The organism is Aestuariivirga sp., assembly GCF_046294715.1.
In the GTDB taxonomy this organism is placed as follows: domain Bacteria; phylum Pseudomonadota; class Alphaproteobacteria; order Rhizobiales; family Aestuariivirgaceae; genus Aestuariivirga.
In genome coordinates this window covers 93,386-120,081 of the sequence record NZ_JBKBKI010000005.1, presented here as the reverse complement: position 1 = coordinate 120,081, position 26,696 = coordinate 93,386, and the positions used below count along the sequence as shown (strand labels likewise).

The 26,696-nt window shown below is 65.8% G+C and carries 26 protein-coding genes; 5 read left to right on the top strand and 21 right to left on the bottom strand.

Annotation, left to right across the window (positions count from 1 at the left end; all coding sequences use genetic code 11):
• Window position 1: 1 nt before the first annotated feature.
• A complete protein-coding gene (locus tag ACK4HL_RS05625) occupies window positions 2–796 on the bottom strand; it encodes a L,D-transpeptidase (protein WP_409757063.1) in 795 nt (264 codons plus the stop codon).
• Window positions 797–932: 136 nt separating this feature from the next.
• Between ACK4HL_RS05625 and ACK4HL_RS05620 the strand changes: the two genes are divergently transcribed.
• Complete coding sequence (locus ACK4HL_RS05620) at window positions 933–2,141, top strand: hypothetical protein (protein WP_409757062.1); 1,209 nt, start codon at window positions 933–935, stop codon at window positions 2,139–2,141.
• 42 nt (window positions 2,142–2,183) lie between these two features.
• Here the strand turns inward: ACK4HL_RS05620 and aspS are convergent, their stop codons facing one another.
• Window positions 2,184–3,962: an aspartate--tRNA ligase gene (gene aspS, locus ACK4HL_RS05615; protein ID WP_409757061.1), complete on the bottom strand. Its 1,779-nt coding sequence runs from the start codon at window positions 3,960–3,962 to the stop codon at window positions 2,184–2,186.
• Between the two features lie 176 nt (window positions 3,963–4,138).
• On the opposite strand from aspS, the gene ACK4HL_RS05610 reads away from it, so the two are divergent.
• Window positions 4,139–5,305 carry a DUF1615 family protein gene (locus ACK4HL_RS05610; RefSeq protein WP_409757060.1) on the top strand — a complete coding sequence of 389 codons (1,167 nt, stop codon included), beginning with the start codon at window positions 4,139–4,141 and terminating at the stop codon, window positions 5,303–5,305.
• Window positions 5,306–5,308: 3 nt separating this feature from the next.
• Here the strand turns inward: ACK4HL_RS05610 and ACK4HL_RS05605 are convergent, their stop codons facing one another.
• Window positions 5,309–5,869: a L,D-transpeptidase gene (locus ACK4HL_RS05605; protein WP_409757059.1), complete on the bottom strand. Its 561-nt coding sequence runs from the start codon at window positions 5,867–5,869 to the stop codon at window positions 5,309–5,311.
• 126 nt (window positions 5,870–5,995) lie between these two features.
• Here ACK4HL_RS05605 and rimO point away from each other — a divergent pair, with 126 nt between their 5' ends.
• The gene (gene rimO, locus ACK4HL_RS05600) at window positions 5,996–7,351 is read left to right on the top strand and encodes a 30S ribosomal protein S12 methylthiotransferase RimO (protein WP_409757058.1); all 1,356 of its coding nucleotides are present in this window, start codon (window positions 5,996–5,998) and stop codon (window positions 7,349–7,351) included.
• On the opposite strand, the gene ACK4HL_RS05595 is transcribed toward rimO, so the two are convergent.
• From ACK4HL_RS05595 to ACK4HL_RS05540, 12 genes are all read right to left on the bottom strand, one after another.
• Complete coding sequence (locus ACK4HL_RS05595) at window positions 7,318–8,142, bottom strand: hypothetical protein (RefSeq protein ID WP_409757057.1); 825 nt, start codon at window positions 8,140–8,142, stop codon at window positions 7,318–7,320. The two genes, rimO and ACK4HL_RS05595, sit on opposite strands and share 34 nt — an antisense overlap.
• Window positions 8,143–8,201: 59 nt before the next feature.
• Entirely contained in the window at window positions 8,202–9,026 is an 825-nt protein-coding gene (locus tag ACK4HL_RS05590; protein WP_409757056.1) for a hypothetical protein, read from the bottom strand.
• On the bottom strand, window positions 9,023–10,306 hold the full coding sequence (locus ACK4HL_RS05585; RefSeq protein WP_409757055.1) for an MgtC/SapB family protein: 1,284 nt from the start codon (window positions 10,304–10,306) through the stop codon (window positions 9,023–9,025). The genes ACK4HL_RS05590 and ACK4HL_RS05585 overlap by 4 nt, the downstream gene beginning before the upstream one ends.
• Before the next feature lie 53 nt (window positions 10,307–10,359).
• Window positions 10,360–11,892, bottom strand: a complete 1,533-nt coding sequence (locus ACK4HL_RS05580) for an acyl-CoA carboxylase subunit beta (RefSeq protein WP_409757054.1) — start codon at window positions 11,890–11,892, stop codon at window positions 10,360–10,362.
• A 106-nt stretch (window positions 11,893–11,998) separates the two neighbouring features.
• Window positions 11,999–12,694 (bottom strand): ATP12 family chaperone protein, encoded by a 696-nt coding sequence (locus tag ACK4HL_RS05575; RefSeq protein ID WP_409757053.1) that lies wholly within the window; start codon window positions 12,692–12,694, stop codon window positions 11,999–12,001.
• Window positions 12,691–13,365 carry an HAD-IA family hydrolase gene (locus ACK4HL_RS05570; protein ID WP_409757052.1) on the bottom strand — a complete coding sequence of 225 codons (675 nt, stop codon included), beginning with the start codon at window positions 13,363–13,365 and terminating at the stop codon, window positions 12,691–12,693. The genes ACK4HL_RS05575 and ACK4HL_RS05570 overlap by 4 nt, the downstream gene beginning before the upstream one ends.
• The gene (locus ACK4HL_RS05565) at window positions 13,362–14,348 is read right to left on the bottom strand and encodes an RluA family pseudouridine synthase (protein ID WP_409757051.1); all 987 of its coding nucleotides are present in this window, start codon (window positions 14,346–14,348) and stop codon (window positions 13,362–13,364) included. Before ACK4HL_RS05565 ends, ACK4HL_RS05570 begins: the two co-directional genes overlap by 4 nt.
• Window positions 14,345–14,725 carry a fluoride efflux transporter CrcB gene (gene crcB, locus ACK4HL_RS05560; protein WP_409757050.1) on the bottom strand — a complete coding sequence of 127 codons (381 nt, stop codon included), beginning with the start codon at window positions 14,723–14,725 and terminating at the stop codon, window positions 14,345–14,347. The genes ACK4HL_RS05565 and crcB overlap by 4 nt, the downstream gene beginning before the upstream one ends.
• Window positions 14,725–15,732, bottom strand: a complete 1,008-nt coding sequence (corA, locus tag ACK4HL_RS05555; RefSeq protein WP_409757049.1) for a magnesium/cobalt transporter CorA — start codon at window positions 15,730–15,732, stop codon at window positions 14,725–14,727. The genes crcB and corA overlap by 1 nt, the downstream gene beginning before the upstream one ends.
• Window positions 15,733–15,812: 80 nt before the next feature.
• Complete coding sequence (locus tag ACK4HL_RS05550) at window positions 15,813–17,153, bottom strand: pilus assembly protein TadG-related protein (protein ID WP_409757048.1); 1,341 nt, start codon at window positions 17,151–17,153, stop codon at window positions 15,813–15,815.
• A 139-nt stretch (window positions 17,154–17,292) separates the two neighbouring features.
• The gene (gene tdh / locus ACK4HL_RS05545; protein ID WP_409757047.1) at window positions 17,293–18,318 is read right to left on the bottom strand and encodes an L-threonine 3-dehydrogenase; all 1,026 of its coding nucleotides are present in this window, start codon (window positions 18,316–18,318) and stop codon (window positions 17,293–17,295) included.
• A gap of 2 nt (window positions 18,319–18,320) precedes the next feature.
• Entirely contained in the window at window positions 18,321–19,505 is a 1,185-nt protein-coding gene (locus tag ACK4HL_RS05540; protein ID WP_409757046.1) for a glycine C-acetyltransferase, read from the bottom strand.
• An 84-nt stretch (window positions 19,506–19,589) separates the two neighbouring features.
• Between ACK4HL_RS05540 and trmFO the strand changes: the two genes are divergently transcribed.
• Window positions 19,590–20,996 carry a methylenetetrahydrofolate--tRNA-(uracil(54)-C(5))-methyltransferase (FADH(2)-oxidizing) TrmFO gene (gene trmFO, locus ACK4HL_RS05535; protein WP_409757045.1) on the top strand — a complete coding sequence of 469 codons (1,407 nt, stop codon included), beginning with the start codon at window positions 19,590–19,592 and terminating at the stop codon, window positions 20,994–20,996.
• Between the two features lie 28 nt (window positions 20,997–21,024).
• On the opposite strand, the gene ACK4HL_RS05530 is transcribed toward trmFO, so the two are convergent.
• From ACK4HL_RS05530 to yajC, 5 genes are read right to left on the bottom strand one after another with little or no spacing between them, the layout of a single operon-like run.
• Entirely contained in the window at window positions 21,025–21,756 is a 732-nt protein-coding gene (locus ACK4HL_RS05530) for a phytoene/squalene synthase family protein (protein WP_409757044.1), read from the bottom strand.
• Window positions 21,753–22,124 (bottom strand): Mth938-like domain-containing protein, encoded by a 372-nt coding sequence (locus tag ACK4HL_RS05525; RefSeq protein ID WP_409757043.1) that lies wholly within the window; start codon window positions 22,122–22,124, stop codon window positions 21,753–21,755. Before ACK4HL_RS05525 ends, ACK4HL_RS05530 begins: the two co-directional genes overlap by 4 nt.
• Window positions 22,124–23,062 (bottom strand): protein translocase subunit SecF, encoded by a 939-nt coding sequence (gene secF / locus ACK4HL_RS05520; protein ID WP_409757042.1) that lies wholly within the window; start codon window positions 23,060–23,062, stop codon window positions 22,124–22,126. The genes ACK4HL_RS05525 and secF overlap by 1 nt, the downstream gene beginning before the upstream one ends.
• A 15-nt stretch (window positions 23,063–23,077) precedes the next feature.
• The gene (secD, locus tag ACK4HL_RS05515; protein WP_409757041.1) at window positions 23,078–24,679 is read right to left on the bottom strand and encodes a protein translocase subunit SecD; all 1,602 of its coding nucleotides are present in this window, start codon (window positions 24,677–24,679) and stop codon (window positions 23,078–23,080) included.
• 7 nt (window positions 24,680–24,686) lie between these two features.
• Entirely contained in the window at window positions 24,687–25,025 is a 339-nt protein-coding gene (yajC, locus tag ACK4HL_RS05510; RefSeq protein WP_409757040.1) for a preprotein translocase subunit YajC, read from the bottom strand.
• A gap of 110 nt (window positions 25,026–25,135) precedes the next feature.
• Between yajC and ACK4HL_RS05505 the strand changes: the two genes are divergently transcribed.
• Window positions 25,136–25,999 (top strand): ATP-binding protein, encoded by an 864-nt coding sequence (locus ACK4HL_RS05505; protein ID WP_409757039.1) that lies wholly within the window; start codon window positions 25,136–25,138, stop codon window positions 25,997–25,999.
• A gap of 24 nt (window positions 26,000–26,023) precedes the next feature.
• Here ACK4HL_RS05505 and ACK4HL_RS05500 read toward each other — a convergent pair whose 3' ends face one another.
• Window positions 26,024–26,689 carry a glutathione S-transferase family protein gene (locus ACK4HL_RS05500; RefSeq protein WP_409757038.1) on the bottom strand — a complete coding sequence of 222 codons (666 nt, stop codon included), beginning with the start codon at window positions 26,687–26,689 and terminating at the stop codon, window positions 26,024–26,026.
• Window positions 26,690–26,696 lie beyond the last annotated feature (7 nt).

Sequence of the window (26,696 nt, the reverse complement as noted above, 5' to 3'; positions counted from 1 at the left end):
CTCACTGATAGACATAGACCCTGGCACCGACCTTCACGCGCTCATAGAGATCGATGACGTCGGCGTTCATCATGCGGATGCAGCCCGAGGAGACGGCTCCGCCAATCGAGGCGGCGTTGTTGGTGCCGTGGATGCGGTAGAGCGTGCCGCCGAGATAGAGGGCGCGCGCGCCCAGCGGGTTGTTGGGACCGCCCGCCATCTCGGCGGGAAGGATGTTGCCCTTGGCGGCCTCGCGCTCGATCATGTTCTGCGGCGGGCGCCAGGTCGGCCATTCCGCCTTGCCGGAGATCCGCGAATTGCCCGACCACTGGAAGCCCTCCCGGCCGACGCCCACCTTGTAGCGGCGCGCCTCGCCCTCACCCGTGACCAGGTAGAGCGCGCGTTCGGGCGTGCGCACCACGATCGAACCCGGCGCGTATTTCGCGGCGGGAGCCCAGCTGACGTCTTCCCAGGTGGTGACGTCGCGGGCGGCACCACCGGTGGAAGCGCGCTGAACACCGGCGCGCGGCTTGCCGAACAGGCAGTTCAGGAAGCCGCGGCAGTCGCGCGCGGCCTGGCGCCGGGCTTCGGCCTTCTTCGCGGCGGCGGCCTTCTTCTCGCGGGCCTTCCGGGCTTCGGCGGCCTTCTTCTTCTCGGCCGCCTTCTTGGCCTCGGCCTCCTTGCGGGCGGCTTCCTTCTTCTTCTTGACCAGCAGCTGTTGCTGCTCCGCCGTCGCGGCCGTCGCCTGCGAGGCCGGCGCATCCAGCGCCAGAAGCGGTGCCGCGGCGATCACCAGCAGCATCAATGTCTTCCGCATCCCTTCACCCATCCCTTCTCTCTTTCCCCACGCCAGCACTGTTATCCTGCCCCTGCCGTACAATCAATGCCGCGCCGTTCACGAGGCGTTCACATATGTTAAGCGAGATATTTCCGTCCAGCCCCAAGGAGCATCCATGAAACTCTTCCACAAAATGTTTATGATCGCTTTCCTCGGCTCGGCAGCCGCTGCCCTGCCGGCCGGGGCCTGGGCGGACGAGCCGCCGCCCGCCGTCAGGGCCTTCCTCGACAACATCGAGCGCCAGGCGGCGAAGCCGGGCTATGACTCGCTCGTGGTCGACGGCAGCGGCAAGGTGACGATCACCAATCTCACGCTGGCGCAGCAGGGTTCGGGGGCCGAACCCGGCTTCACCATGAAGACCGCCCGCGTGGAATTCTCCGGCATCGCCGAGGAAGCGCCCTCCCTCTACAGGGTGGGCAGGGCGGATTTCATCGACTCCAGCATGACGATCGGCGGCGCCGGCATGAGCTTCAACCTCGCCATGCCGCAGGCGAGTGCCGAGGACTGGTACATCCGCGCCCTCGGCGACGCGCCGACGCCGCAGGAAGAGCTTCTCGCCTCCGGCACCTTCGCGCGCAAGATGAACAGCGGCAGGATGACGGTGACGGTCGCGGGGCAGACTCTCTCCATCGACGGTCTCGACAGCAGCTGGGCCGGCGATGCCCGGACCGGCTCCGGCCTCTTCACCATGAAGGTCAACAACATCGCCATTCCAGAAGGTGTGCTGGCCGCCGTGGACCAGGCCGGCCTGCTGAAGCAGCTCGGATACTCCAGCCTCAACCTCGATCTCGCCACCGAGGGCGACATGAAGGTCGAGGGCGAGGATCTCTCCTACAGCTTCGACCTTGGGCTTTCGGCGCGCGACATGGCGACGGTGAAGCTCGGAGGCTCGGCGAGCAAGGTGCCCCTCACCGTCTATTCGGAGCTGATGAAGGCCCAGAAGGACGGCAAGGAACCCGATTTCACCGCGCTCATGCCCCAGATCCAGAACATTACGGTGAACGGCGCCTCCTTCCGCTTCGAGGACGGCTCGATCGTCAAGAAGGCGCTGCCGCTCGCCGCCGCCATGCAGGGCATGGACGAGAAGACGCTGGTCGCCAGCATCCCGGCGGGACTGCAGATCATGCTGATGCAGCTGCAGAACGAGGCCTTCGCGAAGCAGGCGGTGGAGGCGGTGACGGCCTTTCTCAACGACCCGAAGTCGCTCACGCTGAAGCTCAGCCCGGCATCGCCGGTTCCGGTGGCAGAGATCATGGCGATGGACCCGAACAAGCCGGGCGAGGCGATCACGAGGCTCGGCGTCTCCGTGACGGCGAACGACTGAGCGAAAAGACCCTGCCGGGCGGGCGCAGAGGCGCGGGACGCCTCACGCCTCCGGCAGGTTCAACCTGATGTGCAGCTCGCGGAGCTGCTTTGCCGTCACCTCCGAAGGCGCGCCCATCAGCAGGTCTTCGGCCTGCTGGTTCATCGGGAACAGCACCACCTCGCGGATGTTAGGTTCGCTGCAGAGCAGCATCACGATGCGGTCCACGCCCGGCGCGATGCCGCCATGGGGCGGGGCGCCGTACTGGAAGGCACGATACATGCCGCCGAACTTCTCGAGCAGCACGCTCTCGGGGTAGCCCGCGATCTCGAAGGCCTTCTTCATCACCTCGGGGCGGTGGTTGCGGATGGCGCCGGAAGACAGCTCGACGCCGTTGCAGACGATATCGTACTGGTAGGCGAGGATGTCGAGCGGGTCCTTCGTCTCCAGCGCCTCGAGGCCCCCTTGCGGCATCGAGAAGGGATTGTGCGAGAAGTCGACCTTCTTCTCCTCCTCGTTCCACTCATACATCGGAAAGTCGACGATCCAGCAGAACTCGAAGCGGTCCTTCGCGGTGAGGTTCAGCTCCTCGCCGACCTTGTTCCGCGCATCACCGGCAAACTTGTAGAACTTCTCCGGCCGGCCCGCGACGAAGAAGCAGGCGTCGCCCACGCCCAGGCCCAGCTGGCCACGGATCGCCTCGGTGCGCTCAACGCCGATGTTCTTGGCGATGGGGCCGGCACCGCCTTCCTCGCCCTCGCGCCAGAACACATAGCCGAGGCCCGGCTGGCCCTGGCTCTGGGCGTATGAGTTCATGCGGTCGCAGAAGGCGCGGGAGCCGCCCTTCGGCGCCGGGATGGCCCAGACCTCGACCTTGGGGTCCGATGCGATCATGCCGGCGAAGACCTTGAATCCCGAGCCGGCAAAATGCTCCGTCACCGCCTGCATCCTGATGGGGTTGCGGAGGTCCGGCTTGTCCGAGCCATACCAGCGGATCGCATCCCTGAAAGCGATGTGCGGAAACTTTTGGGTGACGGGCAGCCCGCCGCCGAACTCCTCGAACACACCGCGGAGCACCGGCTCAACCGCGTTGAAGACGTCCTCCTGGGTGACGAAGCTCATCTCGATGTCGAGCTGGTAGAATTCGCCGGGCGAACGGTCGGCACGGGCATCCTCGTCGCGGAAGCAGGGCGCGATCTGGAAGTAGCGGTCGAAGCCCGACATCATGATCAGCTGCTTGAACTGCTGCGGCGCCTGCGGCAGCGCGTAGAACTTGCCGGGATGAATGCGCGAGGGCACGAGGAAGTCACGCGCCCCCTCGGGGCTGGAAGCCGTGAGGATGGGCGTCTGAAACTCGAAGAAGCCCTGCTCCACCATGCGGCGGCGCAGCGAATTGATGATCTGGCCCCGCTTCATGATGTTTTTGTGGATACGCTCGCGCCGGAGATCGAGGAAGCGGTAGCGCAGCCGGATGTCCTCCGGGTATTCGGTGTCGCCGAAGACGGGGAGCGGCAGCTCGGCCGCCTGGGAGAGAATCTCGATTCCGGTGGCGAAGACCTCGACGAGACCGGTGGGCAGCTCGGTGTTCTCGGTGCCGGCGGGCCTCGGCCGCACCTTGCCGTCCACCCGGATCACCCATTCCGAGCGGAGCTTCTCGGCCGTCTTGAAGGCAGGCGAATCGGGATCGGCCACGACCTGGGTGACGCCATAGTGGTCGCGCAGGTCGAGGAAGAGCACGCCGCCATGGTCGCGGACGCGATGGACCCAGCCTGAGAGCCGGACGTCCTGGCCGGCATGTTCTGGGCGGAGCTGGCCACAGGTGTGGCTGCGGTAGGCGTGCATTCGAGTCCTCGCGTGAAAATCGGAATTCGGGCGCTAGAGCGCATGGAGGGGGCGCTTTGTCAAGGTTTTGACGCCCCTGCCGGTTTGCGGGCGTCCCACGAAAATGACGCAAAGGCGGCACAGTCGAAACAACTCCCGCGGTTAAGCGTTGGCACAGGGTTTCGGAAGTCGGAAGGATGCGGCGGCGGATCGCTGGGGCGTTGATGGTGGTGATCGCTGGAGCGGGTCTCTTCGGAGCGCCCGGGGCGTTCTCCCATGAGCCGGACGGCACCCTGCTCAGCCGCCGGCAGACCGTGGCACTCGCCAACCGCATCGTTCCCCGGGGCAAGGATCCCTCGGGCTGGGGGCGTGACGTGTTCGAGGCGCTGAAGCGGAATGGGATCCGTACCACGCGGCAGAATGTGTGCAGCGTGATGGCGGTGATCGAGCAGGAATCGACCTTCACCGCCAATCCGGAGGTGAAGGGGCTCGGCCGGATGGCCGAGAAGGAGATCGAGGAGAAGGTCAGGTCCATCCCCCTGCTACCCGCCGGCGCCCACGCCGGCGTGCATCTCTTCCTCGCCACCAGGCCTTCGCCCGAGAAGAGCTATCTGAAACTCATCCGCGCGGCGAAGACCGAGCGCGACCTCGACCTCGTCTTTCGCAACATGGCCTTCTACCTGTTCCGCGAATATGCGACGACACGGCTTCTCAACACGCCCGCGGTCGCGGGCCGCGTGGATGCGGTGAATCCGGTGAGCACGCTCGGCTCGATGCAGGTGTCGATCTCCTATGCCGCGGCGGAGGTCGAGAAGGCCAAGGGCCGCCGCCTCACCGCGAGCGCGATCTGGAAGCTGAGGGACGAGCTCTATACGCGCGCGGGCGGCGTCAATTACGGCACGCGCATGCTGCTCGGCTACCACGCCGGCTATGGCTCCCGCCTTTATGTCTTCGCCGATTTCAACGCCGGACGCTTTGCCAGCCGGAACGCCGCCTTCCAGCACATGGTGGCGGAGCTTTCGGGTGACCAGCTCGCCCTGGACGGGGACCTCCTCATCTACGGCAAAGGCGAAGCGCAGACGGAGCCGAGTGCAACGGAAAAGGCCGTGCGCCGCCTCGGCCTGGGGCTCGGCGAAAAGGAGATCCGCGCCGATCTCCTGCAGGGAAAGGCCTTTGGCTTCCGGGACACGGCGACCTATCACCGCGTGTCCGCGGCCTACGAGAAGAAAATCGGCCGGAAGGCGCCTTATGCCATGGTGCCGCAGATCAGGCTCAAGAGCCCAAAGATCACCAGCAACATGACGACCGAGCGCTTCGCCCGTGCGGTGATGAGGCGCTACGAGAAATGCCTCAAGCTCCGGTGAGCCTCAGTCCGGAATGGAATCGAGGAAGGAACCGGCCTTCATGAACTTCTTGCGCTCGGCTTCCAGGATGTCGCCGAACTCGCCCAGGTCGCCGCCGGAAAAGAAGCCCCCGGTCACCACCACCCGCGTGTTGCTGAGGCCCGTCTTCTTCACCAGAGCGAAGAGCTTCGCGGCGTTGTCGGGGTGGAGGCGCACGCAGCCGTGCGAGGCCCGCCGCCCCAGGCTCTTCACGTGGTAGCTGCCGTGCACGGCATGGCCGCGCGAAGTGAAGAAGATCGAGTGCGGCATCGGCGCATCGTCCCACTCCGCGGAATAATGTTCCTTCTCCATGCGGAAGGGGCGGAAGGAGCCGCTCGGCGTGTCATAGCCCCGGGCGCCGGTCGAGACCTTCCAGCGGTAAAGCGTGTTGCCATCGAGCTTCACCGTCATCTTCTGGCTCACCTTGCTGATGGTGATGACGAGGCGCGGCTCCGGGCGCGGCTTCTTCTTTGCCGTTGCCGCCTCTGCGGCCTGCGGCAGCATCAGCGCGCCGAGCGCCAGAAGAAGGTTCCGTCGTGAAGTCATGTCAATCCCCGCTGCAACGTGGCGTTGCCGATCCATGGGAATCATGCCCGATTTGCGGCCGGGCGTGAAGCTCGCCAAACGCGAGTGAATTGCACTCTCTGGTCCGCTCCGCTATGGAGCCGCCCCATGAACAAGCATGTCCCCAAGATCGGCCTCGTCTCGCTCGGCTGCCCCAAGGCGCTGGTCGATTCCGAACGCATCATCACGCAGCTGCGCGCCGAAGGCTACGTCATGTCGCCCGGCTACGAGGATGCCGACGTGGTGCTCGTCAATACCTGCGGCTTTCTCGACAGTGCGAAAGCCGAGTCGCTGGCCGCCATCGGAGAGGCGATGGAGGAGAATGGCCGGGTCATCGTCACGGGATGCATGGGTGTCGAGGCGGACACCATCATGAAGGCGCATCCCGGCGTTCTCGCCGTCACCGGCCCTCACCAGTACGAGGCGGTGGTGGGTGCCGTGCACAAGGCCATCCCGCCGGCGCATGATCCCAAGTTCGACCTTGTGCCCCCGCAGGGCCTCCACCTCACGCCGAAGCACTATGCCTATCTCAAGATCTCGGAGGGCTGCAACAACCGCTGCTCCTTCTGCATCATCCCCTCGATCCGCGGCGACCTCGTTTCCCGGCCCGTCGCCTCGGTGCTCTACGAGGCGGAGCGGCTGGTGAAAGCGGGGGTGAAGGAACTGCTCGTCATCAGCCAGGACACTTCGGCCTATGGCGTCGACATCAAATACGCGGCGTCCAAGTTCCACGGCCGCGAGGTGAAGGCGAGGTTCTACGACCTTGCGAGGGAGCTCGGCGATCTCGGCGCCTGGATCCGCATGCATTACGTCTACCCCTATCCGCATGTGGACGAGGTGATCCCGCTGATGGCGGAGGGAAAGATCCTTCCCTATCTCGACATTCCCTTCCAGCACGCCGCACCTAACGTGCTGAAGGCGATGCGTCGCCCGGCGAACCAGGAGAAGGTGCTCGACCGCCTGTCCGCATGGCGCAGGATCTGCCCGGACATCGCCATCCGCTCCACCTTCATCGTCGGCTTCCCGGGCGAGACGGAGGAGGATTTCGAATACTTCCTGCAATGGATGAAGGAAGCCCGCATCGAGCGCGCTGGATGCTTCAAGTACGAGCCCGTTTCGGGCGCGAAGGCCAATGAGCTGGGTCTGCCGCAAGTGCCTGAAGAGGTGAAGCAGGAACGCTGGGAGCGGTTCATGGCGGCCCAGCAGGAGATTTCGGCCGAGATCTTCCAGTCGAAGGTCGGCCGCGAGGTCGACGTGCTGGTCGACGAGATCGACGAGGAGAACGAGGAAGCCATCGCCCGCTCCCCCTGGGACGCGCCGGAGATCGACGGCAACGTTTTCCTCCCCGGCGAGACGGACTTGAAGCCCGGCGACATGGTGCGGGTGAAGATCGTCGAGGCGGAGGAGTATGACCTGGTGGGCGAACGGGTTCAGACGTCGCGGCCTTCGGCGAAGACGGCGTAGAGAACGCTCAGCATGGTCGCGCCCACGATGGTGATCAGCCATGCGCCTGCAATCTCGAGGACGAGCCCGCCGGCGGTGAGTGCGCCCTCGCCGGCAAGGGAGAGCAGGTAAAGGGCTGCCGCCTCGATCAGCAGGAATGGCAGGCCGATGCCGGCCAGCACCATGATGAAGAAGCCCAGTAGCCTGACATTGTTGCCGCCGCTGTCCAGCCAGGCCTGGAAGAACCCGTAGCCGCTGCGGTCCACCGCAACGGCAGGCAGCTTGATGGCCAGGCGGAGCACCACGAGGCCGACCAAGACAACGGCGGTGATGACGGTTGCGCCGGCCGCCATGAGCCCCAGCCGCTCGCCTCCGGCAGCTGCCGCATTGCGGGCCACGATCGCGATGGGAAGGATCGCCGCGCCAAAGATGACGCCGCCCCCAATGTAGGTCAGGACGATGTTCCAGACATAGCGCCAGACCGGCGCATCCAGCCTCAGCAGATCCATGACCCCGGGGGCTTCTTCCTCGAGCACGTAGCGGTGCCAGTTCACGGCGATCGAGGCGAAGGCAACCGTATAGACCGAGGAGTAAAGCAGGTAGAGCCAGAGGGCGTCCCAGGCCTGGCCGATGAGTGCGGTGCTGTCGGCTGCAAGTTCGTCGGTCAGCACCGGCATCAGGAGGAGTGCGACCAGCCGCACCCCAGCAGCGACCAGCAACCAGGGCCAGGACATGCGCAGGGCCTGATCGATGTGGGTGGCCACTGTTCCGAGCACATAAAAGGCAGCCGGGATCGCCCGGAAACTGGACATGACGGTTCCTTGTCAGGATTGCACATCCACAATGATCGGAAATTGCAATTAAAACGTGTTTAACGCCCCTCCTCTTCGGGCGAGAAGGCGAAATGCCGGTAGTGGCTGGCCGGGACGGTGGCCACAAGGAAGATCGACAGCCAGCCGAGGATACCGATGAAGACGAAGGCTACGGCCTTCACCCATGGTTCGGGAAAAGCCTGCTGGGCAAAGAAGGCCCCTGCCCCGAGGCCGCCGGCGAGCGCCAGCGTGAAGAGCAGCCAGAAGGTGAAGCCGAGATAGGCGAAGCGGTTCTTTCGCGTGGTGCGCCAGGCGGCCTTCAACGTGTAGCTCTTGTCTCCCACCGCGATGGCGGCGAGCCAGCTCGACAGGCGATAGAGGGTGAACAGCGCAGAAAGCCCGAGAAGAACGGCGACGGCGATGGCAAGCGGCTGTGCCGCGGGCCCGAGTTGCGGTGCGAGCGCGGGAGCCGCCAGCGCCGCGACCCCATAGGCCGCGCCGGCATAGAGGCCCATCACCATGATCATGAGCAGCAGGCCGAATACATAGCGCCAGACCACCCGGTCGAGCCTTACCCAGCCGAGGCCGCGCGGGCGCTCGTCGAGCAGCACGCGCCGATGCCAGTTGACGGCAATGGAAAAGGTGGCGAACAGCGCCGCGGCGGCGAAAACTGCCATCACCGCGATGTCGAGCGGCCTTAGCCCCGAAAGATCCGGGGCCGCGCCACCGAAAACGGCGAACCACGCCAGTGCCAGCACCGGCAGGAACAGCACCGCCCAGGTCAACACCAGCCGCAGGCCGAAGAAGAAGTAGCGCAAGGCCATGCCGATGGCGAACTCGATGGCGCCCATGGGCGGCAGAGTCTTTCGGATGTCATCGGTCATGGCGTGGCGAGGCTCTGAAGGGGCAGCGAGGGAAGAAGATAATAGGCTGCCACGGCCACCGCCATGGCGGCAAGGTTGAAGGCGAGCAGAAGCAGCCCGAGCCTCGTGCCGCCGGCCACCCAGCCATAGACCGACTTGGCGATGTTGTTGACGCCGATGGTGAGCAGCACCGCCGCCACGCCCACCGCCGTCGCCGGCCCCATGTTGGCAACCGACAGCGTCAGGGCGTCGACGTCGGCCAGCCCGGAAATGGCCGCTACCGCCATGAGGCCGCCATCCCCATAGATGCTCTGCGCCACGGCGGCGGCCAGCATCACCGCCGCGAGTATGGCGCCGAAGCGAAGCACTTCGGAGAGAAGGAACGGGTTGCGGTGGACGAGTTCCTCGGGCTTCTCGCCTCCCGCGCGCGCTTCGCGGCCGATGAGGAGCAGCGCGGCAAGGAGCTGGAACAGCGCCGCCGCGATGAGGGGGATTGCAAGCGCCGCAGCCAGCGACAGGTTGAGGGCGCCCGCGAGGACGAGGACGCGCGCCATCATCACCCCGCCTGAAGCCAGTATGCCGCCGGTGAGGAGCTGAACGCGCCCGGCATTGGCACGCGCCAGCCTGGCGAGCGAGAGCGTCACCACGGTGGAGGAAACGAGCCCTCCCACCGCCGCCGAAAGCACGATGCCGCGCGAAGGCCCGATGAGCTTCACCGCCACGTAGCCCGCGAAGGAGACGGCGGCGATGAGGATGGTGACCAGCCAGAGATCATGCGGGTTGAGGGCGTCCCAGGGATCAAGGGCGCGGTCCGGCAGCAGCGGCAGGGCGATGAAGGTCATGGCGGCGAGCAGCAGGCCGGAGCGGAGTTCGTCCCAGGTGATGCGGGCGAGGAAGCCGTGCAGCTGGGTCTTGTAGGCGAGGAGCCCCACCGTGGCGACCCCCGCCCCCGCCGCGACGGCCATGTTTCCCAGCACGGCCAGAGCCCCAAGAACGAAGGTGAGGAGTGCGGCCACCAGCGTCGTTGCGCTGTAGTCGCCCTCGCGCTCGTGCTCGCGCCAGATGAAGAAGGCCAGAACGAGACTGGTGGTGATGAAACCTGCGGAAATTAGAAGCCTGTCGCCGCCCAGCGAAAGCAGGCCGAAGACGCCGCCTAGCATGCCGATGAGGGAAAAGGTTCGAAGGCCCGCGGCGCGCCTGCCCTCGCCCTCGTCACGCTCCTTCCACCCGCGCTCGAGCCCGATGACGAAGCCCAAGGCCAGCGCGAGGCCCAGGCGGGTGGCGAGTTCGGACGTTTCCATGGCAGGGAGACTATCGCATCAAGGCCGGTCTGCCGAGGGGCCGAAAGCGGCCCTCACAGCGGGATGTTGTCGTGCTTCTTCCAGGGGTTCTGGAGTTCCTTGTGGCGCAGCATGTTGAGGGCGCGGGCGATGCGGCGCCTCGTCGAGTGCGGCATGATCACCTCGTCGAGGAATCCGCGCTCGGCGGCCACGAAGGGGTTGGCGAAGCGCGCCTCGTAATCCTTGATGCGGGACTGGATCTTGGCCGCGTCCGACAGTTCCGAGCGGTAGATGATCTCGGCGGCACCCTTCGATCCCATCACTGCGATCTCGGCGGTGGGCCAGGCATAGTTGACGTCGCCGCGAAGGTGCTTCGAGGCCATGACCACATAGGCCCCGCCATAGGCCTTGCGGGTGATGAGGGTGATCTTCGGGACGGTGGCCTCGGCATAGGCGAAGAGCAGCTTGGCGCCGTGCTTGATGAGGCCGCCATATTCCTGCGCCGTGCCGGGGAGGAAGCCCGGCACGTCGACGAGCGTCACGATCGGGATGTTGAAGCAGTCGCAGAAGCGGACGAAGCGCGCGCCCTTGCGGCCGGCGTCACTGTCGAGCACGCCCGCCAGCACCATGGGCTGGTTCGCCACAATTCCCACCGTGCGGCCGTTGATGCGGGCCAACCCCGTGACGATGTTGCGGGCATGCGCCTCCTGGATCTCGAAAAAATCGCCCTCGTCGACGATCTTGAGGATGAGTTCCTTCATGTCGTAGGGCTGGTTGGGGTTGGCCGGGATCAGCGTGTCGAGGGAGTTGTCGACGCGCTCCGGCGCATCGAAGCTCGGCAGTTCGGGGAGCGGCGAGGTGTTGGAGGACGGCAGGAAGTCCAGAAGCCGGCGCATCTGCAGGAGCGCCTCGACGTCGTTCTCATAGGCCTTGTCGGCGATCGAGGACTTGGTGGTATGCACCGACGCGCCGCCCAGTTCCTCGGCCGTCACCGTCTCGTTGGTCACCGTCTTCACCACGTCGGGGCCCGTCACGAACATGTAGCTCGTGTCGCGCACCATGAAGATGAAGTCCGTCATGGCGGGGGAGTAGACGTCTCCTCCAGCGCAGGGCCCCATGATGACCGAGATCTGCGGGATGACGCCCGAGGCCAGCACGTTGCGCTGGAACACCTCGCCATAGCCGCCGAGCGCGTTCACGCCCTCCTGAATGCGCGCACCGCCGGCATCGAAGAGGCCGATGATGGGTGCGCGGTTCTGCAGCGCCATGTCCTGAATCTTGGTGATCTTCCGGGCGTGCGCCTCCGAGAGCGAACCGCCGAAGACCGTGAAATCCTTGGCAAAAACATAGACGACGCGGCCGTTGACGGTGCCCCAGCCGGTGATGACGCCATCGCCCGGCAGCTTCTGGCTTTCCATGCCGAAATCGGTGCAGCGGTGTTCGACGAACATGTCGAACTCCTCGAAGGAGCCCTCGTCGAGGAGCAGCGTGATCCGCTCGCGCGCGGTGAGCTTGCCCTTGGCATGCTGGGCGGCCACGCGCTTCTCACCGCCCCCGGCGCGCGCCTGGACGCGGCGGGCTTCAAGCTTCTCGAGGATCTCCTGCATGGCGGCAACTCCGGGAAAGGAAAATGTCCCGAAGGTGTTAAGGCCCGCCGCTGGCCCCGTCAAATCAGCCGAAAGGCTGACGATTTCCGTGACCGGAGCCCTTTCCCTAGTCGTGGGCCAGGGCCAGGAACCTGCAACAGGCGATGAACTCGGTGTAGCGGGCGGCGCGGCGGACTTGCGCCTCCTCGTCCTGGCCCCATTGCTCGACCTGGTAATCCTCGTCCACATGGGCCGCGATCCAGGCCGCCTCGGGCACGGCGGCGCGGCGGGCAAGCATCAGGGCGATGAGGGCGGAGCCTGTGAGCGTCATGATCGCGTGAAAGGCAGCGAGTTCGAAGTCGTTCAGCTCCTCGAGCGCCGCCTCGCAGGCACTGATCGCGGATGTGGGCTGGGTCTTGTGGATGACGCCGACCGTCACCTCGAAGGGGGCGTCGAGGGTGGTACGGGCCCAGTCGACGACAGGGTCCCACTCCCGGGCATGGCGTTCCACCAGCTGGGGCGGCCGATCGGCGCGGTAGCAGACGAGATCGCTGTTGGCGTATTCGAGCACCTCCGCCTCGATACGCTCGCGGTTCGGCCCCACGCGGTCGATCGCGGTGTTGGCGAGCCGCGTGAAAATCATGGAAGCGGGATCGATCTTCTCCCGCTGGGCGTCCCATTCCCCGGCCACGGCCTCTGCGAGAGCGCGGGTCGGCAGCCTGAGCGGCGCCTTCATCGGCGTCTTCACCGGCCGCCCGTCGAGCGCGATGCCGAGGTCACCGGTGACGGAGACGGACTTGTAGAAGCGGCGCCTGCCGCTCATCGCACGTTCTCCTGCCAAAGTGAATCAAGCTGCAGCTCCAACTCCTTGAAATCATTGGCAATGCTATGAGCGCCAGCCTTGCCGAGCTCGGCCGCCGCATGGTTGCCCCAAGCCACTCCCGCCGCCCAAACGCCGGCGGCGCGGGCCATGGCGATGTCATAGCTCGTGTCGCCGATCATGACGGCCGCGCCCGGCGCGAGGCCCGTCTCCGAGAGTGCCGCTGCGAGCATGGACGGGTGCGGCTTCGATGGGTGCTCGTCCGCCGTCTGCACGGTGGCGAACCAGCCTTCATAACCATGTTTTTCGATCAGGTGGGCAACGCCGCGGCGAGACTTGCCGGTGGCAATCCCGAGCACGACGTCGCTGCGCGAGCGGAGCCTCGCCAGGAGTTCGTGGGCGCCTTCGAACAGCGCCTCGGTGTGCTCGCCCCGGGCCCGATGTTCCCAGAAAGCCTGCTTGTAGGCGGCCGCGAGCCGTTCATGCGCTGCAGGCTCCTGCTCGGGCGCCAGGGCCTTCATCGCCTCCAGGAGCGACAGCCCGACGATCCCCATCATGCGCGCGCGCTCCGGCATGGGCAGGCCCTCCGCCCTGAAGGCGGAGGTGAGCGAGGCGGCGATCATGGCGCTCGAGTCCACCAGGGTGCCGTCCACGTCGAAGATGGCGAGCTTCATCCCTCCCCCTCCTCGAAGCGGCCGGGATCGAAACCGAACAGGGCGAAGCTCCGCAGCATGTGCTCCGGCAGGGGTGCGGAGATGTCGATCACGCCCTCGCGCGGATGCGGGAAGATGATCCGGCGGGCGTGGAGATGGAGCTTCCGGTCCATGCCCTCGGGCATTGCTTCGAGCCCGCCATATTTCTCGTCGCCCATGATCGGCGTGCCGACATGCGCCATGTGGGCGCGGAGCTGGTGCTGGCGGCCGGTGACGGGCTTGAGCGACACCCAGGCGGCAACGGGCGGCGCCTTGTCGATCACGGCGTAGTGGGTGACGGCGCGCTGCTCGTCCTCCTCCTCGCCCGTCTTCGAGGCGCGCATGCGGTCGCCCTCCGGGCCCTTGGCCTTGATGAGCGCCACTTCGATCCGGCCCTGGCCCGGCTTCGGCACACCCTGGACCAGCGCCCAATAGGTCTTCTTCACGGCGCGGGTGGCGAAGAGCTTGCCCAGTGCGGCGGCCACGGAGCGGCGCTTGGCGATGACGATGACGCCGGAGGTATCCCGGTCCAGCCGGTGAACCAGCAGCGGGCGCTCTCCCAGTTCCGCGCCGAGGCCCATCAGGAGCCCGTCGAGGTGTCGATGGGTCTTGGTACCGCCCTGCACGGCGAAGCCAGGAGGCTTGTTCAGCACATAGACGTCGCGGTCTTCGTGGATGACCATCGAGTCGAACAGCCGGCGCTCCTGCGGGGAGAGCGGCTTCACCTCGGCCTTGGGGAGGTCCGCCGGGCGGGTGTCGAAGGCGAGCGGGGGCACGCGGATTTCCTGCTCCGCCTCAAGGCGCGTGTTGGTCTTGGCGCGCGCGCCCCCGACCCGCACCTGCCCGGTGCGGGTGAGCTTGTTCAGATAGGCGAAGGTCACCTGCGGGAAATGCAGCCGGAACCAGCGGTCGAGCCGCATGCCGGCTTCCTCCGCCGCCACCACGTGTCGCTTCACTTCGCTCATGGTGCCACTGCACGTATCAGTTGGAGACCGGCGAACACCGCGGCAATGGAGAGGAACACAGAGGCCGCCGCATAGGCCCCGGCGGCGAATGTGGCCTTCCGCTCGACGAGCAGCGCAAAATCGAGCGAGAAGGCGGAGAAGGTCGTGAAGCCGCCCAGAATGCCCGTGGTCAGGAAGGCGCGCATCTCCTGCGACAGGTTGAGCTTCAGCGCCAGAAGGCCGGTGAGGACGCCCATCGCGAAGCAGCCCGCGACGTTGACGATCAGCGTGTGCCAGGGGAACTCCCCGCCCAGCACCCTGCCGGACCAGACATTCACGCCGTAGCGCGCCGCCGCGCCGATGCTGCCGCCCAGCGCCACCCAGAGCACCAGCGGCATCAGAGCCAGCCCTTCCGCTTGAAATAGTAGAAGGGCAGGATCGCCGACACGACCATCAGCAGCAGTGCGAAGGGATAGCCGATCCGCCAGTGCAGTTCGGGCATGAACTCGAAGTTCATGCCGTAGATCGAGGCCACCAGCGTGGGCGGCAGGAACACCACCGCCGCCACCGAGAAGATCTTGATGATTCCGTTCTGCTCGATCGAGATCAGGCCCAGCACCGCATCGAGCAGGAAGCTGATCTTGCCGGAGAGGAACGTGGCGTGGTCGGTGAGCGAGACGATGTCGCGCTGCAGGATCTTGATGCGGGCGCGGTTTTCCTTCGTCTGCTTGCTCTCCCGCATCTGGTCCGAGATCGCCTGCATAAAGGCCACGAGGCGGCCGATGGAGACGAGGCTCTCGCGCATCTTGGAAACGAAGTCGCCCTCCTCGCCGATGTTCTCGATCAGCTGTTGCAGGTTCACGCCGCGGCGCGGGTTCTGCTTGTGGACGCCCGAGAGCGCGCGCTTGGCGCCGAAGGTCTTCTTCGAGGTGTCGTCGACGATGAGCGCGGCGCGTTCCAGATGGTCGGCGGCGCGGTCCACCACCGCCTCGAGCAGCGAGATCAGGATGCCCCAGCCTGTCATCGCGGTGGTCTGCGGCTTCATCGCCCGCTTCACATAGACCGGGAAGGCCTGAGGGTGATGATAGCGGATGGTGATGAGGATGTTGTCCTTGATGATGAAGGTGACGGGGGAGGATTCCGGCTGGTCGTTGTCGCCGCGGCGGATCAGGTTCGCGGTCATGAAGGCGGCGCCGTCCTCCTGGTAAAGGCGGCTCGAGGCCTCGATCTCGGCCAGTTCCTCGCGCGTCGGGATGTCGATGCCCAGCGCCGCCTCGACGGCGGCCTCCTCCTCCGCCGTGGGTTCCACGAGATCGAGCCAGACAGTGTCCGGCGGCACTGCCGGCGCGGCGGTGGCGGGGAACTCGGTCAGGCAGCCATTGGCTGTTCCGTAGGCGTTGAGCATGGGCGGACTCGGGCAGGAAGGCTTGCTGTTCCCCTCCGGTTAAGCCTCATCCGCCCGGTTGGCAAGGCGGGCTGCCGCCTTCACTCCGTGAGGCGAACCTCGCCGGCCAGCATCGTGGCCTCCAGCATGCTCTGCAGTGCGTTCTGAATGCCGGCAGGCGAGGTGGCGTTGCGGAACAGGCCTGGGGAGGCGCACTCCCTGAGGCCAGGCTTGATGTAGTCCCGGATCGGCTCCACCCACTTCTTCGCGCCGTAAAAGCCGCCGTAATAGTCGACCTGCAGCGTGCCGACCACCACGTTGCTTCCCTTTAGCGAGTTGCACAGCCTGGCCTCGAAAGGGCCCGTCACGTGATGGCCATTCCCATCGTCGTACTTCACGAGGCGGCTTGGCGTCACGCCCCAGTTCAGCACCGGGTCGGTGTCGTAGACGCCATCGGTGATGATGAAGACGGCCTTCCTCGGCCACTTGGCCGCCTTTCCGACGAAACCCCTTCCGACCGACTCGGTGATCGTCTCCATCGCCTGGGGAAAATGCGTGTTGCCAATCGATGCCTGCACTTCGTCGATCAGAATGTTGTAGCTGCGCACATCCTTGAGGGTCGTGGTGAGCGGCACCAGCACCCGCGCATCATCGCTCATCCCCCAGAGCTGCACCGAGACATAGCCGCTGCGGCCCTTCTGCAGCATGGTGTCGATCAGCGCGCCCACCGCATCCTCGACGATGTCGATCCGCAGCCTGTGACCGTTCCTGCGCGCGACGGCGACCGTGTTGTCATACTTTTCGTTGTTCTTGTCGACATGGCAGGCGAACATGCATTTCTGATCCTTGTAGGGGTCGCGGTCCCAGGCCATCTCAGGGTCTGCAAACATATTCTCCATGTCCGCTTCGGACGCGCCGATGCCCATGGAGGCGGAAGTGTCGACCACGATGTGGAACTCCCAATACTCCATCGGCTTGACGATCTGCGTCGAGGCCTCCGCATAGCCTTCGATCGGAAGTCGATCGACGCCGACCAGAGACATGAAGTGCGGCCGGTAAAATCGCCAATAGGTCACGGAGGCGTTCCAGTTGGCGCCCACCCTGTCTATGGCAAACAGCCGCTTGCTTCCTTCCTGGACCCCCGCGGACTGGGTATTGGCATCCCACATGCCAATCGCAGCGTTGCGCCCGGCCTTGCCGGCGAGGCCCTCGCCCTTGCCGTCCTCCTCCATCCGGCGCGCCTCTGAAACGGCCGCGAGGACCGCGGCATCCGCCACGGCAGCCAGCTTGTCGCGCTCCTGAAGGTACATGATGTAGTCGATCGCCATTCCAGCGGCCGTCAAGACGATGAGTGCCGACAGCGCGAACATCACCGTGATGCTGCCCCGTCGAGAGGCGCGCCAGCGAGCTATCGGGCGGTGGGGATCGTGATTGTGCGCCATGGCACTGCTCCCGGAATACAACTGTTCCGGGTTTACACTGCCAAAACTTCAATACACTTAGGTCAGGAGGTGATTTCAATCAGAGCGTGAACGACACGTTCATGCAAAGCTTTTCACCGTCCCTTGGCGGGACGGCCGCTCATTGCCAGTCGAGAACCACCTTGCCGCAGCTGCCCTGCTTCATGAGGGCGAAGCCCTGGGCATAGTCCTCCGCCTTCATGCGGTGGGTGATGACCTTCCTCACGTCGAGGCCGGACTGCAGCATGGCGATCATCTTGTACCAGGTCTCGAACATCTCGCGGCCGTAGATGCCCTTGATGGTGAGCGACTTGAAGATCACCCGGTTCCAGTCCACCGTGGTGGGGCCCGACGGAATGCCGAGCATCGCGATCTTGCCGCCCATGATCATGCGGTCCACCATCTGGTCGAAGGCCTTCGGAGCGCCCGACATCTCGAGCCCGATGTCGAAGCCCTCGCTCATCCTCAGGCGGTGCATCACGTCCACCAGGTCCTCACGGGAGACGTTGACGGTCACCGCGTCCGTGACCTGGTTGCAGAGGTCGAGGCGGTAGTCGTTGATGTCGGTCACCACCACATGGCGCGCGCCGACGTGGCGGCAGACGGCGGCGGCCATGATGCCGATGGGGCCTGCCCCGGTGATCAGCACGTCCTCTCCCACGAGGTCGAAGGAGAGGGCCGTGTGCACGGCATTGCCCAGCGGATCGAGGATGGCGCCGATCTCGTCGTCGATTTCGGGCGGCAGGTGGATGGCGTTGAAGGCGGGGATCTTCAGGTAGTCGGCGAAGGCGCCGGGCACGTTGACGCCGACGCCCTTCGTCTCGGGATCGAGGTGGAAATGGCCGGCCCTGGCCATGCGGCTCTTCATGCCGATGAGATGGCCCTCGCCGGAGACGCGGTCGCCCAGCTTCACCGTGCGCACGTGGCTTCCCACCGCCTCGACGACGCCTGCGAATTCGTGGCCCACCACCATCGGCACGGGGATCGTCTTCTGAGCCCACTCGTCCCATTTCCAGATGTGGAGGTCGGTGCCGCAGATGCCGGTCTTCGCCACCTTGATCAGGATGTCGTCCGGCCCGATCTGCGGCACGGGCTCGTCCCGCATGACGAGGCCCTCGGCCTTCTCCGCCTTCACCAATGCACGCATGATCAGATCACCCCCAGTTCGCGGCCCGCTTGCGTGAAGGCGGCGATGGCCGTGTCGATGTCCTGCTCCGAATGCGCCGCCGACATCTGCGTGCGGATTCTCGCCTGGCCCTTCGGCACCACGGGAAAGAAGAAACCGGTCACGTAGATTCCCTTCTGATAGAGCTTCGCCGCCATCTCCTGCGCCAGCTTCGCCTCGCCCAGCATCACGGGGATGATGGGATGCTCGCCGGGGAGCAGCTTGAAGCCAGCAGCCGCCATGCCGGCGCGGAAGCGCGCGGCATTGGCGAAAAGCTTGCCGCGCAGATCGTCTCCCCGTTCGGCCAGGTCGATTGCCGTGAGGCCGGCGGCCACGATGGGCGGCGGCAGGGCGTTGGAAAAGAGATAGGGCCTGGCCCTCTGGCGCATCAGGTCCACGATGGGCTGGCTGGCGGCGATGTAGCCCCCCGCGGAGCCGCCCAGCGCCTTGCCGAGCGTGCCGGTGAGGATGTCCACCTTGACGCCGGCGCGATGCGGCGTGCCGCGGCCTTCCGGGCCGATGAAGCCGGTGGCGTGGCAGTCGTCCACCATGACCAGTGCGTCGAACCGGTCCGCCAGCGAGCGGATCTCTGCGAGCTTGGCGAAATACCCGTCCATCGAGAACACGCCGTCCGTCACGATGATGACGCGCCGCGCGCCGCCCTCCCGCGCCGCCTTGAGCTGCGCCTCGAGGTCGTTCATGTCGCCGTTGGCGAAGCGGAAGCGGCGGGCCTTGGAGAGGCGGATGCCGTCGATGATGGAGGCATGGTTCAGCGCATCCGAGACGATCGCATCCTGCTCGCCGAAGAGCGGCTCGAACACCGCGCCGTTGGCGTCGAAGCAGGCGGCGAACAGGATCGAATCATCCATGCCGAGGTAATCCGCGATGCGGCGTTCCAGCGCGAGGTGCAGGTCGCTCGTGCCGCAGATGAAGCGCACCGACGCCATGCCGAGCCCATGCGTGTCGAGCGCCTCCTTGGCCGCGGCGACCAGCGCGGGATGATCCGCCAGGCCCAGATAGTTGTTGGCGCAAAAATTCAGGACCTCTCGGCCGCCCTGGACCGCGATGTGCGAGGACTGGTGACCGAGGATCGGACGCTCCGTCTTCCAGAGGGACTGGGCGCGGATGGCATCGAGTTCGGAGGAGATGTCTTTCAGTGTCGTGCTCATGGGCCGGAATCCTACTCCGCCGGCGGAACCGGAGAAAGAGCCGAAGTCTTTCACCTCCAGGTTCCCCATGCTACGAGCCCTGCCATGACAAGACCCATTCACATCATCGGCGCCGGCATGGCGGGTTCCGAGGCGGCCTGGCAGGCGGCGGGAGCGGGCGTGCCCGTGATCCTCCACGAGATGCGGCCGAGGGTGGGAACCGAGGCGCACAAGACGGGAGGCTTCGCCGAGCTCGTCTGCTCCAATTCCTTCCGCTCGGACGATGCCGAGCAAAATGCCGTGGGGCTCCTCCACTGGGAGATGCGGCAGGCAGGTTCCCTCATCATGGCCATGGCGGACCGTCACCAGGTGCCAGCCGGCGGCGCTCTCGCGGTCGACCTCGAGGCGTTCTCGGCGGAGGTCACCGAGACGCTGAGGCGGCATCCGCTCGTCACCGTCGCGGAGGGCGAGGTCGCGGGCCTGCCGCCTGCCGATTGGGCGAGCGTCATCATCGCCACCGGCCCCCTCACCTCCCCCGCCCTCGCCGGGGCGATCCAGTCGCTGACCGGCGAGGACCAGCTCGCCTTCTTCGACGCCATCGCGCCCATCGTCCACCGCGAGACGATCGACATGGACGTGGCCTGGTTCCAGTCCCGCTATGACAAGGTGGGGCCGGGCGGCACCGGCAAGGACTACATCAACTGCCCGATGAACAGGGAGCAGTACGAGACATTCGTGCGCCTGCTGATCGAAGGCGAAAAGGGCGACTTCAAGGAATGGGAGAAGACCACGCCCTATTTCGACGGCTGCCTGCCGATCGAGGTGATGGCGGAGCGCGGGCCCGAGACGCTGCGCCACGGGCCGATGAAGCCGCGCGGCCTCACCAATGCGCACAAGCCCGAGGAGAAGCCCTACGCCGTGGTCCAGCTCCGGCAGGACAACAAGCTGGGAACGCTCTACAACATGGTCGGCTTCCAGACGAAGCTCAAATATGCCGAGCAGGTGAAGGTGTTCCGCAGCATTCCCGGGCTCGAAAGGGCGGAGTTCGCGCGGCTTGGCGGCCTCCACCGCAACACCTTCCTCAACAGCCCCCGCGTTCTCGACGGATCGTTGCGCCTGAAGGCTGAGCCGCGCCTGCGCTTTGCGGGGCAGATCACGGGTGTCGAAGGCTATGTCGAGAGCGCCGCCATGGGGCTGATGGCGGGCCGCATGGCCGCGGCGGAGGCGCTGGGCCGGCCCTTCCACCTGCCGCCGCCCACCACTGCCCATGGCGCGCTCATCAACCACATCACCGGCGGGCACATCGAGACGACGGACCAGCGCGGCTCCTCCTTCCAGCCGATGAACGTGAACTTCGGGCTCTTCCCGCCCGTCGAGAAGGTGAGGTCCAAGGATGGCAAGCGTCTGAAACATGCCGAGCAGGCGGTGGAGAGGAAGCGTGCCTATACGGCTCGCGCCAGGGCGGATTTCGAGGTGTGGATCGGGCATGCGCAGGCAAAGGCGGCGGAGTGAGTGGTCTTAAGTCCGCGTGCTCGAACCACTACCCCCAGCGCCGTGCCGTCCACCACATGATCAGCTGGCGCCTCAGCGGCGAGACGTTCAGGGCTTCATCCGGCGCTTGGGCGATGCGTTTCAGGTAGGTTCCGGTGAGGCTCACCGGCAGGAAGGCCGGGAGGACGGATCTGGGCAGCGCGGGGAGAAGCGCCATTGCCTCGGCCAGGCGTTTCTCCGCGTGCTCGAGCGCCGCCTTCACGTCCATGCCTTCGGGGAGGAAGGGGTCGCGGGTGCGCGGTTCGCCAAGGATCAGTGCCAGGCCCTGCGCAACGCCGGCGAGCCCCGCCGCCTCGCTCGCTCTCGCCGCGGCATCGCGGTCGAGGATCATCGCCGCCATCTGGATGAGGCGCGAATGGGTTTCGCCGAGATAAGCCTCGAGCTCGGTGAGGCCCGGCATCCTGTCCTCGAAGAGGTCGAACTCGCGGGCGGTGACGAGATCGACGAGCGCCTGCTTCGGCAGGCCTCCCTCCTTCATCGCGGAGAACAGCGCCTCAGCCACGGGGTGGCCGCCACTGGCGCCGCTTTCCAGGGTGTCCCGCCACCATTGCAGGCGGATCAGCCCGATGTTGGGATCGCTCACCACATCGCGCACCCGAGCCACCTCGGCGTTGAAGGCATAGAGCGCCAGGAGATGCGGCCGTTTCCCGTCCGGTGCGAAGAGGCTCGAGAGGAAACGGTCGCGGTCGTGCCTGCGAACGCTCTCCTGCACGTCGCTCATGCGCGATGGTCGACCGCGATCAAGGCGGCCGCCACGCGGCGCTTCTCCGCCAGCAGGAGATTGTAGGTGGCGACGGCATGGCCCGTGGCCATCGGATCGATCATGATGCCGGCAGCCGCGAGAGCCTCGCGCACGGGCCTCGGTGGGCGGGCCATGGCCAGCCCCGTGCCGATGACGAGAAGCTCGATTGCATCGCGCTCCGCCAGAACCGGGGCGAAATCCTCGGGCTTCAGGGCGAGCGGATCAGGGTTCCAGGCATGGATGCCGGAGGGCAACGCAAGGATCGAACCGCGATGCGACATCTCCGCGAAGCCGAAGCCCCCTGCGCCGTAGGAGTCGATCGGGACCCGACCCGGAAAATGCGCCATCACGGCCTTGCGGCGGCTGCCGCCTTGGCCTCGGCCGACTTCTGGGAATCGCGCGGCGTGCCGAGCAGCAGCAGCACCGGCGTGGCAATGAAGAAGGAGGAATAGGTGCCGACCAGCACGCCCCAGATCATGGTGAAGGTGAAGCCCGAGATCACCTCGCCGCCCCAGATGTAGAGGGCCAGCAGCGCCAGCAGCACCGAGACGGACGTCATCAGCGTGCGCGGCAGCACCGAGTTGATGGAGAAGTCCATCAGGTCGACGAAGGGCATGGACTTGTACTTGCGCAGGAACTCGCGGATGCGGTCGTAGATCACCACCGTGTCGTTCAGCGAGTAGCCGATGATGGTGAGGATCGCGGCGATGATCGACAGGTTGAATTCGAGGCCGAGCAGGCTGAACAGGCCGATGGTGAGGATCACGTCATGCATCAGCGAGGCGATGGCGCCCAGGGCGAACTGCCACTCGAAGCGGAACCAGACATAGATGAGCACGAGGAACAGCGCGATCACGACGGCGAGGATGCCCTGCTCGGCGAGCTCGCCCGAGACCTTCGGCCCCACCACCTCGACGCTGCGATACTCGACACCGGCGCCGAGCGCCGCCTTGATCTTGTTGACGGCGGCTTGCTGCGCCTCCTCGCCGCCCTCCTGCGTGCCGATGCGGATCAGCACGTCGTTGGGCGAGCCGAATTCCTGGAGTTCACCGGAACCCAGGCCCAAACCGTTAATGGTGGAGCGCAGCTGGTCGAGGTCGGCCGGCTGCTCGGTGCGGATGGTGATGACCGTGCCGCCCTTGAAATCGACGCCCATGTTGAGGCCGGCGAAGATGAAGAGAAGAAGCGAGGCGGCGCAGAGGATGCCGGACAGCAGATAGCCGATGCGGCTGAACCGCATGAAGGGAATCTTGGTGTCGTCCGGGATGAAGCGAATGCCTTTCATGGAATCCGTTCCGCCTTAGAGCGGAACCTCCCTCGGGCGCTTCACCTTGACCCAGAAGGCGACGATGAGCTGGGTGAGCGTGAAGGCGGTGAACATGGTGGTCACGATGCCGATGAACAGCGTGACGGCGAAGCCGCGGATCGGACCCGAACCGACGCCGAACAGCGCGAGCGCCGCGACGAGCGTGGTCAGGTTGGCGTCCCAGATGGTGCCGAGCGCCGCCTTGAAGCCCGTCTCGATCGAACTCAGCGCCGAGCGGCCGTTGCGCCACTCCTCACGGATGCGCTCGTAGATCAGCACGTTCGAGTCCACCGCCATGCCCATGGTGAGCACGATGCCGGCGATGCCGGGCAACGTCAGGGTGAAGCCGAAAAAGGACATGAGCGCGATGAGGGCGAGCAGGTTCACCAACAGCGCGATGTTGGCGAAGAGGCCGAACAGCCCGTAACCCAGAATCATGAAGGCCAGCACCAGGACGAGCCCGATCGCCGAAGCGATGAGGCCGGCGCGGATCGAATCCGAACCGAGGCTCGGGCCCACCGTGCGCTCCTCGACGATCGTGAGCTTGGCCGGCAGCGCGCCCGAGCGCAGGACGACGGCGAGGTCGTTGGTCTCCTGCACCGTGAAATTGCCCGAGATCTGACCGGAGCCGCCGAGGATCGGCTCGTTGATGTTCGGATAGCTCACCACCTTCTCGTCCAGGATGATGGCGAAGGGCTTGCCGACGTTGTCCCGCGTCAGCTTGCCGAAGCGCTCTGCGCCCTTGGTGTTGAAGCGGAAGGAGACGACGGGATTGTTGTTCTGGTCGAAGGAGCCGCGGGCATCGACGAGGTCGCCGCCATCCACCGTGGCGCGGCTCGAGGACTGCACCCAGAGTTCCCGGTTGGGATCGTCCTTCAGCGGGAAGGACTGGCATTCGGGCGGCGGGTTCTGCCCCGGGGCGGTGGGCTGGGCATCGCAGAGCAGCTGGAAGGTCAGCTTGGCGGTGCGGCCGATCACGTCCTTCACCTGGTCCGGGTTCTGGATGCCGGGAAGCTGGACGACGATGCGGTCCTTGCCCTGCTGCTGGATGATCGGTTCGGAGGTGCCGAGCGCATTCACGCGGTTCTCGACGATCCTGAGGCTCTGGCTGATTGCGAGCGCGATCTTGGCATCGAGGCCCTGGGGCGAGAAGGAGAAGGTGAACTGCTGGCCGTCACGCGCCAGATCGAACAGGTTGACGCTGCTGCCGCCGCCGAAGAGGCCGCTTTCCAGCGGGTTCAGGAGCTTCCTCAGCTCGGTCTCGGCGCGGTCCACGTCCTCGGGCTTGGTCACCCGCACGCGAACCGTGTTCTCGGCGCGGGCGAGGCCGCTGTAGCCGATCTTGGCATCGCGCATGGTGTTGCGCACATCGCTCGCCAGTTGCCGGGTGAGCTTGTCGTAGAGGTCGGCGCGGTCGACCTCGAGCAGCACGTTGGAGCCGCCTTGCAGGTCGAGGCCCAGCGTCACGGGCCGGAGGTTCCAGTCGCGCAGCCGCGCCTGGAGATCCGGCGGCAGCGCGTTGGGCAGCGCCAGCACCACCGCCAGCAAGATGGAGGCAAGGATGGCGATGGTCTTCCAGCGCGGGAAATGCAGCATGTCGGTGTTACTTGGTCTCGGTCTTGACGGGCTCGCCCTTGGCGCGCACGTCGGCGATGCCGCTGCGCAGGATGCGCACCTTGACGTTCTCGCCGACCTCGACCTGGAGCTCGCTGTCGTCCACCACCTTCACCACCTTGCCGATGAGGCCACCCGAGGTGATGATGGTGTCGCCCTTGGCGACCTTCTTCAGCATCTCCTGGTGTTCCTTCATCTTGCGCTGCTGCGGGCGGATCAGCAGGAAGTAGAACACGCCCATGATGAGCACGAGCGGCAGGATCATGCCGATGAAGTCGCCTGCACCGGGCGCGCCGGCAGCCTGGGCATAGGCCGGAGTGATGAACACGGAATTCTCCCGAACGAAAGTTTGGGCGGAATATAGCGATGGTTCCCTCTATTGCAACCAATCGATTGGCGGCGCTTTACCCGCCCCTCGCCCTCCGCTAAGAGGCCAGAATGGCACAGGAAACCGATCGAGAACTGGTGTTGCGCATTGCCGAGGCGCTGGAGCGTATGGCCCCCCGGAAGCCCAGGGAGCCGGACCTCCAGGTCTGCTCCGCCTTCGTCTGGCACGCGAGCCCCCCGGAACTCGAGCCGGTTCCAAGGGTCAACCGCGTGGACCTCTCGCTGCTCAAGGGCATAGACCTCACGCGCGACATCCTGATCGAGAACACCGAGCGCTTCGCCAAAGGCCTTCCCGCCAACAACGCGCTGCTCTGGGGGGCGCGGGGCATGGGCAAGTCCTCGCTCGTCAAGGCGGCGCATCACCAGATCAACGAGGCCACGGGCGGCAGGCTCAAGCTCGTCGAGATCCACCGCGAGGACATCGAGAGCCTGCCCCTCCTCATGAACGTCGTCCGCCGCGCGCCGGACCATCGCTTCATCGTGTTCTGCGACGATCTCTCCTTCGACGCCGACGACACCTCCTACAAGTCGCTCAAGGCGGCACTCGACGGCGGCATCGAGGGGCGGCCGGTCAACATGGTTTTCTACGCCACATCGAACCGCCGCCACCTCCTGCCGCGCGACATGATCGAGAACGAGCGCTCCACCGCCATCAACCCGTCGGAAGCGGTGCAGGAGAAGGTTTCGCTGTCGGACCGGTTCGGGCTGTGGCTCGGCTTCCACAATTGCTCGCAGGACGAATTCCTCGATATGATCGAGGGTTACGCCAAACACTTCGGGCTGAAGGTGAGCGCCGAGGAGCTCCGCTCCAGAGCCATCGCCTGGCAGGCGACGCGCGGCAGCCGCTCGGGCCGCGTGGCCTGGCAGTTCATCCAGGATCTCGCCGGCAAGCTGGGGCAGAGGCTGGAGGGGTAGGCAAGAGCCCTCATCCGCCCTGCCCTACGCCGTCTCCTTCTCGATCCTGTTCCAGTCGGCGAGGTTCTTCGCCCGGGGAACCGCCGTCACGGCGCGGCGGAAGGGCTCGCGCGCCTCGATGGATTCCAGCCACTCCAGAAGATGCGGCGTGTCTGGCTTGGCGCAGTCGAGGCCCATGAAGCGCCAGAGGAGCGCCCCCATCACGATGTCGCCGAAGCTGAACGCGCTGCCGGCGAACCAGTCATGCCGGGCGAGCCAGGAATCGGCGATCCTGAGGGCCTCCGCCGCCTGCTTCTCGCCCGTGGCCACGGCGGCCGCGTTGCGGTTTTCGGGAGCGCTGCGCACGGTGTTCATGAAGATCGCCGCCACCGCGGGAGAAAAGGCCTGCTGCTGCCACTCCATCCATTGCTCGGCCATGGCGAGGCCGCGGTGATCCTGCGGACGAAGGAGCCCCGCGCCGTAGCGGGCCGTGAGATAGCGCACGATGGCGTTCGACTCGAACATGGTCACGTCGCCGTCGCGGATCACCGGCACGAGGCCCATCGGGTTCATGGCGAGGAAGTCAGGATCGCGGTTGCCGCCGAAGCTGCCGCCGATGTTCTCGCGCGTGTATGGCACGTCGAGCTCCTCCAGCGTCCAGAGCACTTTCTGAACGTTGACGGAATTCCGCCGGCCCCACACCGTGATCATCGCAAAC